General features: G+C 72.5%; 11 protein-coding genes. 7 read left to right on the plus strand and 4 right to left on the minus strand.

All coding sequences use genetic code 11. The features are described from left to right. Position 1 precedes the first annotated feature (1 nt). Complete coding sequence (locus AGRA3207_RS37450; RefSeq protein ID WP_231332104.1) at positions 2–388, minus strand: hypothetical protein; 387 nt, start codon at positions 386–388, stop codon at positions 2–4. Further along, complete coding sequence (locus tag AGRA3207_RS37455; RefSeq protein WP_231332105.1) at positions 385–4293, minus strand: CHAT domain-containing tetratricopeptide repeat protein; 3909 nt, start codon at positions 4291–4293, stop codon at positions 385–387. The genes AGRA3207_RS37450 and AGRA3207_RS37455 overlap by 4 nt, the downstream gene beginning before the upstream one ends. 566 nt (positions 4294–4859) lie before the next feature. Here AGRA3207_RS37455 and AGRA3207_RS37460 point away from each other — a divergent pair. Continuing rightward, on the plus strand, positions 4860–5189 hold the full coding sequence (locus AGRA3207_RS37460) for a hypothetical protein (RefSeq protein WP_231336539.1): 330 nt from the start codon (positions 4860–4862) through the stop codon (positions 5187–5189). 212 nt (positions 5190–5401) lie between these two features. Here AGRA3207_RS37460 and AGRA3207_RS37465 read toward each other — a convergent pair whose 3' ends face one another. Both AGRA3207_RS37465 and AGRA3207_RS40015 read right to left on the minus strand, forming a co-directional pair. Next, positions 5402–6520: a VOC family protein gene (locus AGRA3207_RS37465; RefSeq protein ID WP_231332106.1), complete on the minus strand. Its 1119-nt coding sequence runs from the start codon at positions 6518–6520 to the stop codon at positions 5402–5404. 695 nt (positions 6521–7215) lie between these two features. Further along, on the minus strand, positions 7216–7347 hold the full coding sequence (locus tag AGRA3207_RS40015) for a hypothetical protein (RefSeq protein ID WP_273699972.1): 132 nt from the start codon (positions 7345–7347) through the stop codon (positions 7216–7218). Between AGRA3207_RS40015 and AGRA3207_RS37470 the strand changes: the two genes are divergently transcribed. The 6 genes from AGRA3207_RS37470 (at position 7338) to AGRA3207_RS37495 (ending at position 13583) form a co-directional block, all read left to right on the plus strand. Then, entirely contained in the window at positions 7338–8492 is a 1155-nt protein-coding gene (locus AGRA3207_RS37470; RefSeq protein WP_231336510.1) for a C40 family peptidase, read from the plus strand. The two genes, AGRA3207_RS40015 and AGRA3207_RS37470, sit on opposite strands and share 10 nt — an antisense overlap. A 46-nt stretch (positions 8493–8538) precedes the next feature. Beyond that, on the plus strand, positions 8539–9090 hold the full coding sequence (locus AGRA3207_RS37475) for a hypothetical protein (RefSeq protein ID WP_231332107.1): 552 nt from the start codon (positions 8539–8541) through the stop codon (positions 9088–9090). Then, positions 9087–9446 (plus strand): hypothetical protein, encoded by a 360-nt coding sequence (locus tag AGRA3207_RS37480; protein WP_231332108.1) that lies wholly within the window; start codon positions 9087–9089, stop codon positions 9444–9446. The genes AGRA3207_RS37475 and AGRA3207_RS37480 overlap by 4 nt, the downstream gene beginning before the upstream one ends. A gap of 7 nt (positions 9447–9453) precedes the next feature. Further along, complete coding sequence (locus AGRA3207_RS37485) at positions 9454–10182, plus strand: hypothetical protein (RefSeq protein WP_231332109.1); 729 nt, start codon at positions 9454–9456, stop codon at positions 10180–10182. Then, a complete protein-coding gene (locus AGRA3207_RS37490) occupies positions 10182–12143 on the plus strand; it encodes a hypothetical protein (RefSeq protein WP_231332110.1) in 1962 nt (653 codons plus the stop codon). Before AGRA3207_RS37485 ends, AGRA3207_RS37490 begins: the two co-directional genes overlap by 1 nt. 72 nt (positions 12144–12215) lie before the next feature. Then, the gene (locus tag AGRA3207_RS37495; protein WP_231332111.1) at positions 12216–13583 is read left to right on the plus strand and encodes an SCO6880 family protein; all 1368 of its coding nucleotides are present in this window, start codon (positions 12216–12218) and stop codon (positions 13581–13583) included. Positions 13584–13653: the final 70 nt, after the last annotated feature.

Genomic DNA, 13653 nt, shown 5'->3' on the forward strand with positions numbered 1-13653 from the left:
TCTAGGCGAGTTCCTCACCACGGTTGTAGTCGTGGCTGGTTTCCGCGGCGGCCTGGATGACTTCGTCGACCACGACTTCCAGGACTGGCTCTGCTGCTGGCAGCTGGCCCTGTTGGTCGAGTTGCTGGCGGACCAGGATGACGATGTGCTGGGGGGAGGGGGCCGGTGTTTGTTTGCGCAGGTCTTTGTACATGTTCCATGTCAGGCCGGCGATGCTGACGATCAGGGTGCCGAGTGAGATGGTGACCGGGTCGAGGTACTGGTCGGGTTGTTGCTGTGTGTGCCGGCTGTGGAGGGCGGCCTCGACTTCGGCCTCCACATTGGCGCCCAAGCGGGTGGTCAGCCGTTGGGCGGAGGCGCGTGCACCGCGTTCTGCAGGGTCGCTCATGATGGCGGTTGCCCTTCTTCCGGATTGGTCGGTGGGGTTTGGGCATGGTCGTGGATGGCTGGGGGGAGGGGCTGGCCGGTGAGGGTCTGCCAGGTGGTGGTGAGGGTGTGGATGCCGAGTTGGGTGGTGAGGCGTCGTAGGTGGTGTGGTGCCGGTCCGGTGGCGGGGTGGGGGAAGTCCTCGAACAGGGCGATACTGCGGATCGTCCATTCCAGTGCTTGGGTGGGGTGGCCGCGTTCTTCGGCGAGAAGGCCAAGCTGCCCGTAGGTGAGGGCCATGCCGGGCCGGTTGCCGAGGTCTTCGTTGATGGTGAGGGATTGGCGGTACCAGGTTTCGGCGTCCTCCAGCCGCCCCCGCTCCTGGGCGACGATGCCGAGCTGGTGGTAGGTGGTGGCCATGCCGGGCCGGTTGTGGAGGTCTTCGTTGATGGTGAGGGATTGGCGGTACCAGGTTTCGGCGTCCTGCAGCCGCCCCCGCTCCTGGGCGACGATGCCGAGCTGGTGGTAGCTGCTGGCCATGCCGGGCCGGTTGTGGAGGTCTTCGTTGATGGTGAGGGATTGGCGGTACCAGGTTTCGGCGTCCTGCAGCCGCCCTCGGTCTTGGGCGAGGATGCCGAGCTGGTGGTAGGTGGTGGCCATGCCGGGCCGGTTGTGGAGGTCTTCTTTGATGGTGAGGGATTGGCGGTACCAGGTTTCGGCGTCCTGCAGCCGCCCCCGATCCTGGGCGACGATGCCGAGCTGGTGGTAGGTGGTGGCCATGCCGGGCCGGTTGCCGAGGTCTTCGTTGATGGTGAGGGATTGGCGGTACCAGGTCTCGGCGTCCTGCAGCCGCCCGCGATCCTGGGCGACCATGCCGAGCTGGTGGTAGGTGGTGGCCATGCCGGGCCGGTTGCCGAGGTCTTCTCTGATGGTGAGGGATTGGCGGTACCAGGTCTCGGCGTCCTCCAGCCGCCCCCGCAACTGGGCGACCCTGCCGAGCTGGTGGTAGCTGCTGGCCATGCCGGGCCGGTTGCCGAGGTCTTCGTTGATGGTGAGGGATTGGCGGTACCAGGTTTCGGCGTCCTCCAGCCGCCCCCGCTCCTGGGCGACCATGCCGAGCTGGTGGGTTGTGACGGCGATAAGGCCTCGCTGGTCATCTGTGGCGGGTTGTTGTTTGAGGGCGTGGAGGAGCTTTTTGTAGGTAGTTTCGGCCTGGTCTGGTAGACCCGCGTTCAGCTGCCGGGTGGCATGGTCGCCGACCAGACCCAGCCAGAGCTGTCCAGCGGGGGTGTCCAGGCCGGGTGGGGTGCCGTCGGCCGCTTCCAGCACGGTGCGAGCGCGCTCCACCCACCGCCGCGCCTCCTCAGCCAACCCCCGCAGATTCCAGAAGGTGTTGAGCGATGCCACCATCATGAGAGCGTGTCGCCAAAGCTGCTGGTCGAGGGCGTAGCCGAGCATGGCGCCCATGCTGCGGCGCTGCAGGGCGATGACCGTCACCGCTATATCTACGTTGCCGCCGCTCAGTTGCTGGGACAACCAGCCGCCGAACGCGGCGTAGGCGTGCACCAGTGCGTGGGTTGCGGCGGTGTGCTGGGTGTCGAAGTCATCAGGTTGGTCGGTGCGCCATTGCTGGGCCAGGTAGGCGGGCAGTGCCGGGTGGATCCGGTACATGCCACCGCCGATCCCGGTCAGCAACCCCACCGCCGCCGCCCGATCCAGCACCCCCGCCCAGTCGCCGGCGGACCGGCCGGCGAACCAGCCCGGCACCCCCTCCACCCCCGAGAACGCCCCGAGGACATTGGTGTCGGCGATGCCGTGGAACAGGCTCACCGCGGCCAGCGCCTGCCGGTCGGCGGGCGGCAGGTGGGTGAAGGAATAGGCCACACACGCCGCCAGCGAGGTCCGCCGGTCCCCCTCGTCACGGCCCGGCAGCGGGGCCACTCCCCGCATGCCCTCCAGGAGCCGGTCGGGGGTCAGCTCGTCCAGCAGCGGCAGCGTCAGGCGCATCGCCAAAGGGTGGCCGTCCAGCCACTGCATCAACTCCCCGAACGCCCGCCGATCCCTCTTGGCCCGGGTGTGCGGGTAGGGCTCCAGAAGCCGGTCGGCGTAGACGTTGGCCTCCTCGCGGGTCAGCCCCCCGACCTTCACCCGCCTGGCCGGCCCCAGCCACTCCTCCGGCCCCCGGCTGGTGATGATCACCGAGCTGGAACCCGCCGCCGCGACATGGTCCACAAAGCGGCGCAGCTCGTCCCGCTCGGCCTGCGACAACGCCGGGGTGGCGCCGGTGGGGTCGGGCATGGAGCACACCGACTCGAAGTTGTCCCACACCAGCAGCGCCCGCTGCTCGGCCAGCAGATCCTGCACCACCCGCCGCCGTTGCCCGGTCGGCAGGGCTGCGAAGCCGGTGCCGAACACCTGCAAACCGATCCGGGTGATCACTCCCTCCAGCCCGAACGACGCCACACCCGGCTCAAAGGAATGCCACACCACCAGCCGGGGGTCATCGACCCCGCCGGTATCACGCCACCAGCGGGCGAACCCCTTGGCCAGCTCGGTCTTGCCCGTCCCGCCCGGACCCACCAGCACCACCACATGCTGCAGCCGCGCCGCCACCTCCAGCGTGTAGAACAGGGCGTCCCGGCCCACAAACGCGCCGTCCGGCGCCAACTCGCCCCCGTTGCCCGCGGCGCCGGGTGGTGGCGTCGGCTCGGTGCGGATGCGGTCCAGGAACCGGTCCAGCGACAGGGTGGTGTCGCGGCTGGGGGCCAGGGCGGGGAAGCAGATCTCGCGGCGGCTGTAATGGACCGGGACCATCCAGTCCGCCAGCGGCAATAACCCCTTGGGGCTGGGCCGCTTGTCGGCGACCCGCAGCCGCTGCCGACCTGCGGTCACCGCGGCGGCGATGGTGTCCCCGGCGAACAACCGCTCATAGAACACCGCCATGAACTCGGCCGCGGCCACCGCGTACACGCTGTAGGCCATCGCCACCACCGCCCCCGCACCACCCTGCAGAAACCGGGTCGCCACACTCGCCTCCAGCTCCCCGCCCAGCTGCGCGGACTGGCAGGCGTTCATCACCACCACCGGCACCTGACCGGCCGCCAGAGCCTGCGCCACCCGCCCGGCCGGCACCAGATCCGCGCCGCCCCCGCGCTTCTCGAACGCCAGCATCCCCACCGGGCCCGGCCCCCGGAACATCTCCGCACCCCGCCCAGCCACCACCGCCCCCGCCCCGGCCGTCCCGGCCGCGTCGGCAGGGCCGAACACCCCGTGCCCGTCGAAATGCACCACCTGGAACGGATCCCCCGCACGCGCCGCCCCGGCCAGCACCTCGGCGAGCCGCTCGAACGTCGGCGGCCGCAGCACCGTCAGCTCCACCGTCCCGGCCACCGCGCCCAGCCGCTCCAGCAACGGCCGCGCGACCATCTGATACCCCACATCCGCCGGCCCCTCCGGCCGGCAGATCACCATCAACACCCGCAACCGCGAGCCCGACCCGCCCACCGGGAACGAAGCCAGCAGATCCACCGAAGGCAACTCGCGGGTCACCGCGACCCCGTCCAGCGCCAGCGGCGCCGGACGTGCCGGATCACGCATCAACTCCCACGGCAACCCCAGCCACCGCGCCGACCCCGACTTCAACACGATCTCCAGCCCGCCGGTACGGGAACGCGCCGCCGCATAAGCCTCACGCGCCGGACCCGCCTCGCCCAGCAGCGCGGCGAACAGCCGCTCCCCCCACTCGGGCAGCCGGTCCTGCACCTGCACGCCCCGCTGCTCCCACACCGCGAACGGCGCCGTCAGATACCTCTCCAGGTACCAGCGCAGATCTTCCAGCTCACCGGCATCCAGCGGCCACACCATCTGGCGGGGCTCACCCACCGTGGTCGCGGTGTGCTCGCCCTCCCGCCAGAGGTGCACCGACACCAAACCATCGTCGTCAGCAGATACCAACAACCGATCCGTCACCGGACCCCCGCCTCACCGTCGCCCCCGCGGAAGACGACCACCGTCCCCGAACAAAGTGTGCACCCTTAGTGATCAATTCGGTACGCAACGTCAGAACGCAGGCTAGACCCACCACGACCAGCACACCGCGCATTTCGACCAACAACCGAAACCGGCCAAAGACAACCCACCGGAAGCAACGAGATCGACCCCACCCAGCAGAGGGGAACCGGCACTGCACTGATCGTCTTACCGCTGTCGGAGTTCAGCACCCCGCGCCCCGTACGGTTTCACGGCCTCGGCCGGCATGACCAATCCCGGGTCGACGAAGGACCAACTCGCCATGTCCACGCAGCCCCGTGATCGTTGTAGGCGCAACGGACTGGGCAGGCCGGGCGGCCGGGGCGGGTCGGCCCGCAGAGTCTCAATGGGGGAAGTCAAGCCGCCTGTGCGGCGGGTGGGTCAAGAGTGAAGACCCTTCCGTCGCGGAGCAAAGCCCACAGCACGTTGACGCGGCGGCGGGCCAGCGCGATCAGGGCCTGTGTGTGCTTAAGCGGACCGCCATGGCCGACGCCACCACGACCGGCGGCATCGACGCCGACCGGGCCGGTTTCACCACCGCACTGGCCACCGCCCGGGACCAGATCGTCCACGCCGCCGGGATCCTCACCGGCATCCCTGCCGACCTGGTCGGCCACATCGGCCGCGCCGTCCTGGACGACCCGCTGCCACCCCGACGCGTCCGGATCTGCCCCCGCGTGGTCAAACGCGCGATCTCCGAACACCGCGCCAAGGGCAGCATCGATCGCACCAACCACCGAGCGGTCATCGACCTCAACCTCTACCCCGAGCCGACAACCACCCGAACACCCTAACTAGCCGGCATTGGGGATAGCCGTCTCGCGGGCGGGCCGGACCAGCGTGCGCGGGGTGGCCGCTTGCAGCCCGGCGAGCAGCTCGGACAGCCCCGACAGCCTGCTTCCCCTCCTGACTCTCCAGGCACGCGCCTCCTCCGGGCCTGTGCCCGGCGAGGGCGGACGCTGTTGTCCAAGCCCCTGCCCAGCACCAACAGGTGCACCTTCCGGGATCAGCCCGGGTCAGGCTGGGGGGCGCTGCCCAGCGTGGCGTGGGCTTCGCGGGCCTCAAACAGTGCTTGGGCGTTGCGGTGGCCGAATCCGGTGGCGCCACCGCGGCGCTGGATGAGTTCGTAGAACAGGGTGTCGCGGGTGTGCGGGGAGGTGGTGAAGATCTGGTAGATCAGCCCGTCGCCGTCCTGGTCGAGCAGGATTCCGTGAGTGTGCAGGTCTGCGAGCTGGTCGTTGACGGCGGGGTGCTGGCGCAGGTGGCGGGGCAGCATCTCGTAGTAGGTGCCGGGGGTGGGCAGGAACTGCACGCCCCCGTCGGCGTGCTGGGGCACGGCGGTGAGCAGGTCGTCGGTGGCCAGGGCGATGTGCTGTACTCCCGCGGCGGCGTGGCGTTCGATGAACTCCTCGATGTGGCCGCCGGGGTGGGGTTGCAGGATCCGGTCGGTTTCGACCATGACGTGGGTGAGGCCGCTGTCGCCGCGGAGCACGTGGCTGTTGGCGACGGTGGCGCCCGCGGTGATCTGGTCGCTGCCGGCGATGGTCATGCCGAAGGTCTCGCGGTACTGGGAGACCACGCTTTCCAGGCTGCCGGTGGGCAGGCACCAGGCGAAGTGGTCGAATCCGCGGGGGCGCAGCGATTCCAGGGCCGGTGCGATGGAGGGCCGGGGCGCGGCGGGCGGCTCCCAGACGAACCCCGGCGGCCATTCGGGCGGCAGGCCGGGGCTGGCGGCGATGAGGGTGTGCTGCACTGACCCGGCTCCGTCGATGCGGGCGATCCGCACGTCGTCGGTCATGGTGGGGTAGGTGGGTTCCTGCAGGACCCGCAGGCCCGCCCGGTGCGCCCGGGTCAGGACGGTGGCCAGTTCGCTGACGTACACGGCGATGTCGGCGACGCCATCACCGTGGCGGGCCAGGTAGTCGGCCACCGGCCCGCCCGCTCCCTGCGGCGAGGTGATGAGGACCTGCGCGGTGCCGCTGGCCAGCAGGACCGAGCGTTGCTGCCACCCGTAGGCGATGCCGATCTCCTCAAACAGCAGCCCGTTGACGTAGTGGTCGACGATGGCGGGGCCGTCGGCGACATACAGCTCGACGTAGGCGATGCCTTTCAGGCGCTCAGACACAGCGGAAGCCCTTTCTGCGTGAATCAGTGCATCTATCCGGCGGGGTGCGTACCGGCCACACCCTAGGCAGCCCGATGTCAGTACACGTGTCAGCGCAAACCGCAAGTTGGCGACCTTCTTAAAACGCCAGAAGAAAAATACTCCCGCCCTTTTCGGCTGACAGTTCTGCTGACAACGGCCCCATTACGATCGGCCGGGCCGCTCTTCGCCGAAGGAGAACTTCATGCTGAAATACCTCGCCCCTGCTCTCATGCTCTGCGGCATCGCCCTGGCGGGGGCGTGCGATTCCACCAGGGATACCGGCGATCCGCTGGACCGGCGTGTCCTGGTCCCCTTCATCTGGCCGGTCCCGACGCCTGACCGCCCGGCACCCTCCCGGCCACCGGCCCGTGGTGACTGGGACCGGGACTCCACCACGTTCCCGCCGCGAAGGGCGCATCCAGGTGATCGGTGACCTGAGCCCGCGGCGCCCGCCGTCGGCCGGGCCCGGCCGCTTCCCCTCTCCGCCGTTGCCCGCCACCGGCGAGCCCGGCAGCCCGTCTGGTGCCGCGGCGGTGACCGCGCCGCTGACCGGCGGCGTGTCACCTGCGGGCCCCGGCGGGACAGCAGCGACGCCGTGGCTGGGAGCAGGCCGGTGCCGGCAGGTGCGGTGGATGCAGAGCGCCCCGGACGGCGCCGGTGAGCTGCGCCCGCGATCAGCCCGGCAGCCACCGGCCCCGGTCGCCGGCTCTGCCGGGGGCCTTCAAACGCGGGCTGACCGCGGCCACCAGCCCGGCGCGCACCCGCCGGGCGCCGGTGCGGCGGAACGCGGCCGGTGATGCTGTCATCGGCGGCCGCCAAGGCCGCGGCCGCGCTCGGCGCGGGCGTCACGGCCGTCGCGCTGTTGTGGGTGCTGGTGATCGTGCTGGCGGTGGCCGCCGTCAGCGGCGCGGGCTGCGGCGCCGCCCAGGCCGGTGCCGCGGCCCCGGGCGCTGTGGTCTCCCAGCCCGCACCGGCCGCCGCAGCCAGTGACATTCCCCCGGACTACCTGACGCTTTACCGCAAGGCCGGCCGCGACTATCAGCTCAGCTGGACGGTGCTGGCGGCGATCGGGAAGGTGGAGTCCGACCACGGCCGCGACCGGGGGCCGGGGGTCGTCCGGGGCGCCAACCACGCCGGTGCCGCCGGGCCGATGCAGATCGGGGTGGGCGGCGCCGCCGGGAACTCCTGGGCGCGCTTCGGGGTCGACGGGGACGGTGATGGTGACCGCGACGTCCACGACCCGGCCGACGCCATCCCGGCCGCCGCCCGGATCCTGATCGAGGACAAGGGTCTGCGCGGCGACGTGCGCACCGCGGTAGGCCGCTACAACGGCAGCGGCCCGCAGGCCGAGGCCTACGCCGGCAAGGTGATGGCGCTGGCCGGACGCTACGCCGCCGGCGGCCCTGCTCCCGGCGGCTCTGCTCCCTCCGGCCGCCTGGCCGGCGGGCCGGCCGGTGGCGCCTGCGAGGGCGCCGGCGGCGGGCCCGGTGCGGGCGCGATGGCCGGGCCGACCGGCCGGCGGATCCTGGACTGGGCGATGCGCTGGCTGAAGACGCCCTATCAGTGGGGCGCGGGCGGCTGGGCGGGGCCGACCGGGTGGGCGTGCGCGCATGGGCGCTGCGGCCGCGCTTTTGACTGCAGCGGACTGACCATGCACGCGGTCGCGCAGGCCACCGGCGGGCGCATCAAAATCGCGCATTTCACCGGCGCGCAGTACAACGACCCGCGCGGCACCCATGTCGCTTTCGGGCAGCTGCAGCCGGGTGATCTGGTGTTCTTTTCCCATCCCGGTGCTCTGGTGTCGCATCACGTCGGTGTTTTCGCCGGGGCCGGGACGATGGTGCACGCCCCGCACACCGGCGACTGGGTGAAGGTCTCGCCCATCACCACCGGCTATTACCGCCGTGAATTCAGCGGCGGCACCCGTTTTTCTGTGGACGGGCGCCCCTGACGGGCGACACCGCTTCCCCTTTTCTCAAAATTCGCGGAGGTGAACGATGACGAGTGCGGTGACAAGGCGGCCCGCCCGCAGGGCGGCGCCGGTGGCCGCCGGGGCGGCTCCGCCCGGTGCGGGTGCCCGGCATGGCCGGGGGCCCGGCGGCTATGTGGTGATCGGGGTCCATGGCGGAGCCGGGGCCTCCACCCTGGCCCGGTTGCTGGACCCGGCCGGTGCGGGGGAGTGCACGCAGTGGCGGCCCGGGGCCGGCGCCGATCTGGGCCGGACGGCGCTGCTGGTGGCACGCAGCACCGCCGCCGGGCTCGCGGCGGCGGCCGAGTGGGTCACCCGCTGGCGGCCGGAGCTGCGGCGGCCGGTGCTGATGGTGGTCGCTGACGCGCCGTTCCGGGCGCCGCCGCTGGTGCGGTACCGCATCCGCGCGCTGTCCTCGCGCGTGCACGCCGTGATCGAGGTCCCCTATTTCCCGTGCCTGCGGCACCTGGACGACCCGGCCGAGGCGCTGGCGCAGCGCAAAGTGGCGGCCGCGGTCGGGCAGGTGCGCCGCCGCCTTGACCAGATGCCCGCGCCCTCGCATGGAGCTGGGTGCAGATGAGCTCTCTGCTGGTTCACCTGGGCAGCGTGCTGGCAGACGTGCTGGCGCCGTCGCCGACCGGGCGCCCGGGCAACGGCGGATACGGCGGCCTGAACAACCCTCCTCCGCAGGCCCCCGACGGGCTTTCGGTGATCGCCGAACAGTGGATCTCCTGGGCCAAGTGGGGCTGCCTGCTGTGCGGTGCGCTGGGCTTTCTCGTCTGCGGCGCCATGATGACGGTCGGCCGCCGCAACCGCTCCCACCTGGCCGGGGAGGGAGCCGCCGGGATCCCCTGGACGATCGCGGGGTTGTCGCTGGGGGCGCTGGCGGTCCCGCTGGCGATCGAGATCATGTCCGCGTCCGGCAGCGGGGGCTGAGGCGGCCATGACCTCACTCCAGCAGTTCACACGCACCGCCGAACGCCGCCGCCGCCGCGTCCGGATCGCGGTGATCACCCTCGCGGGGCTGGTGGCCGCAGCGCTGCTGGCCGTGCTGATGACCGGGAAGCCGCACTCGCCCCATCGCGCCCCGGCCACCCCCACGTCCTCCTCCATGGCCGGTCAGGCCGCGCAGCCGCCGGTGCTGCTGCCGCAGGCCGGGCGGATGCTCGACGACAAGTTCCCGGTCGCCTTCCCCTTCACCCCCGAGGGCGCGGCGGCGGCGATGGCGGCGATGCTCGCCTGCACCTGGACGCTGGATGCCGCCGCGAACCAAGCGGCCGCCGACGTCTACGCCCAGCCGCGGCTGCGGGCCGTGGCGCGGCGGGCCGGCCGGCCGGCGGCGGCCGACCTGCGGCTGCAAATCGGGCTCCCGGCATCGGGTGCGGTGCCCGAGGGCGCCTATGTGTCGCTGATCCCGATCGGTGTGCGGTGGCGTCAGCCCGGCCCCGGCCAGGTGCAGGTGGCGATGATGGCAACCTTCACCAGCGCCGCCGGCGCCCAGGCCGCCCCGCTCACCCAGACGGTGACGCTGGGCGCGGCCTGGCGGTGGGACCGGGGCGTGCGGGGCGGCGACTGGGTGTTCACCGGCGACGACGTCGATGATCTGGTGCCGCTGATCGCCGAGCCCGGCACTGCGCGTTTCGCCGCCCTGGGCTGGCGGGGGGTGGCCTGATGACCCGGCCCGTGCTGCAGCGGATCCGGCGGGCCGTGCGCGGTGTCGCGGTCGCCGGGGCCGTGGCGCTGCCGCTGGCGCTGGCGGTGCCCTGCGCGGCCGCCGCCCCGGCCGGGAACGCTCCCGCCACGGGTGGTCCGCTCGCCCTGGCGGCGCGCACACCAGCACCGGCCATCCCCTCGCGCCCCACCCCCGCCGGGCCGGGCACCACGCCGCCCTCCCCGGCGTCACCCTCCCCCTCAGCGTCCCCGCCACCATCCTCGGCACCGTCCCCGTCGGCCAGCGGGCCGGCCCCGGCCCCGCCCCCCGGCCAGCGCCGCAAGAAATGCGTCACCGGCCGCCTGCCGGTGCTGCCGAAGATCCCCGGCATGCCGGATCTGCCCGTCCAGCCCGATCTGCCCGTCCCACACCTGCCCAACCTGCCCCACTGCCTGAAACAGCAGGCCGGCAAAGGCGCCGGGCAGGTCGCCGACGCCGCCTCCGACGCCGTGCTCAAGCCGCTGGCGACGGCGATCGCCAAGGCCACCAACTCCCTGGTCGTGCTCAGCCTGACCGGGTGGCTGCAGCTTCCCTCGATCCGGCTGGGACGATCGGGGATCTACCTGCGGCCCGGCCTGCGCTGCACGGACTGGTCACGCGATGGCACCGGCCCTTCCCCCACCACCTCGCCCGCACCCGGCACCGCAGCGGGCGCCGCCCCGCCGGGCCGGTCGGCGTGCCCGCCCTCTGACGGGGCGGGCGGCGACACCGGCGACAGCACCGCCATCAGCCAGTTCGCCAGCGTGCGGGTGCACGCGGTCACCACCGGGGTCGGCACGATCATCGCCGCGCTGCTGCTGATCGTGCAGGGCATGCGCACCGCGCTCAGCCGCACCGGCCGCCATCTGATGGATGCCGCACAGGGCCTGCTGGTGATGGCGGTGATGTCGGCGATGGGCATCGCGCTGCTGGACGGGCTGCTGGTCTTCAGCGACATCGTGACCCAGCAGATCCTGGGCAGCTCCATGGGCCAGGGCCTGGGCGAGCGGATCGCGGCGATGCTGGGGCTGTCGGTGTCCAGGCTGGGCGCCGGGCCGGTGATCTTGTTCGGGTTGTTCATCTTCACCATCGCGCTGATGCAGCTGGTGCTGCTGTTCCTGCGGCAGGCCTCGATCCCGGTACTGGCGATGCTGATCCCGGTGGCGGCCGCCGGGCAGGTCGGCGGGCAGATATCGCGGCAATGGCTGATCCGGCTGTGGGCCAGCCTGCTGGCCATCGCGCTGTACAAGCCCTTGGCCGCGCTGATCTTCGTGGTCGGCTTCCTGGGCACCGGCGAAGGCCAGGGCGTCTGGGACATCGTCCGCGGGCTGACCACGCTGGTGCTGGCGATCTTCGCTCTCCCCGCGCTGATGAAGATCTTCACGCCGGTGGTGGGGATAGCCGTCACCATCGGCTCCCACACCATCACCCTGCAGGGACTGGTGGCCGGGATGGGCGGCGGCGGCCTGGACGACTCCGGCTCGATGATCACCTCCCTGCTCGGCGGGGGCGGCGGCCCGCAGAAGGGCGCCGCCCCCGCCGACCCGTCCTCGTATGCCCGCGTCGGCGCCGGCGGCGGCCAGGCAGGCGACGCCGCAGCCACCGGTGAGGCCGGTACCGCCGGCGCCGCCGCAGTAATGCCGGTGATCGGCGCCGCCCTGGCCGCCGCCGACGCAGCCGGGCAGGCCACCACCGCCGCCGCAGCCAAGGCCGATCAGATGATCGGGCGGGCCGCTGATGCCTTCACCGGCGGTGACAGCGCACCGCCGCGTCCGCCGCACGCGGCCGGGACGGGCGGATCCAGCACCGGCCCAGGCCCGGACCTGCCGATCCCTGGCCTGGACCCCCGCGACGACCTGCGTGAACTACGTCCCGACCTGTTCACCGACCCCGACGACGGCTTCGACGACCGCGCCGGGCCCGGCGACGCAGGCGACCGGTAGGCGGCGGTGACCGGAGAGCGGGCACGCGGATACGGCGGCTGGCGGGTGAGCCGGTCCATCGGACTGGGCGCCATGGACACCCGCCAAAGCGTCATGGTGGCGACCGCCGCAGTGATCCCGCTGCTGGCCTTCGCCGCCACCGGCCCCTGGCCCGCGCTCATCACCGCGGCACCGGCGGCGCTGGTGGCGCTGGCGGCGGTCACCCGCCGCGGCGGCGTGCTGGTGATGGACCTGGCCATCGCCCGGATCCGCTGGCAGCGCGCGCACTGGCGCGGCGAGACCAGCTACCGCGGGCAGGTGTTCGCCCCGCTGCCCAGAGCCTGGGACCTGCCCGGCGTGCTGGCCCCCTGCACGCTGGTGGCCGTGCACGAACCCGGCCACCCCGCCCCGGTCGGGGTGGTGTGGAACCAGCACAGCGGCCACATGTCGGCCACGGTCCTGCTGTCCCCGGCCGGGGCGCTGCTGGCCGACATGGCCACCATCGACAACCAGGTCAGCTCCTGGGGAGACCTGCTGTCCTCACTGGCCGACGACGACAGCATCCACCATGCGGCGGTCACCATCGAGCTGGTGCCCCACGCCGGTGTCCAGCTCGCCGACCACCTCGCCACCCGGATCGCCCCGGGCGCCCCGCACCTGGCCCGCCAGGTACTGGGAGAACTGGTCGCCGCCGCTCCCCGCAGCGCCTGCCAGCTGCGCGCGCGGCTCACCCTCACCCTCGACACCGCCGCGGCCAGGCACCGCACCGCCGCCCGCGCCGCCGCCGACGTCGTCCGCACCCTGGGCGGCCTGCCCATCAGCGCCGCCGGAGCCGACGTGCTGCGCCGCGCCACCCCCGCCGACCTGGTCCGCGCGGTCCGCACGGCCTTCGACCCCGCCGCCGAAGACGCGCCACCGGGCGCCTGGAACACCGGCTGGGCCGACGCCGGCCCGATCACCGCCGAGGACCACCTGGACCACTACCACCACGACGGCGCCTACTCACAATCGTGGGCGCTGCTGGCCGCGCCCCGCCAGCGCGTCGCCCACGACGTGCTGTTCCCGCTGTGCAAACCGGGGCGCTTCACCCGCCGCGTCACCCTGATGTACCAGACGCTGGGACGCGACGAGGCCGGGGCGGTCCTGGAACGCGAGGCCAATGTCGCCGCCGCCCGCGACTACGCCCGCCGCAAATCCCAGCGCGACCCCACCGCCCGCGAGAACGCCGACCGCGACCGGGCGCTGCGCGCCGCCCAGCAGGAAGCCCGCGGCGCGGGCCTGGTGCAGTTCGCCCTCTACGTCACCACCACCACGGCCCGTCAACGCGACCTCGACGAGGCCCGGCAGGAGGTGCAACGGGCAGCGGGGGACTGCCGGCTGAAACTGCGGCTGGCCCGCGGCGGGCAGGCCGCCTGCTTCGCCGCCGGTCTGCCCATCCCCTTCTTCCCTCCAGACACCTGACCCAAAAAGGCGGGTGCCCACCGCACCTGGCACCCGCCTCCCGCACCCGCGGCCCCGCCGCATCCGTCCG

This window comes from Actinomadura graeca, assembly GCF_019175365.1.
In the GTDB taxonomy this organism is placed as follows: Bacteria; Actinomycetota; Actinomycetes; order Streptosporangiales; family Streptosporangiaceae; genus Spirillospora; species Spirillospora graeca.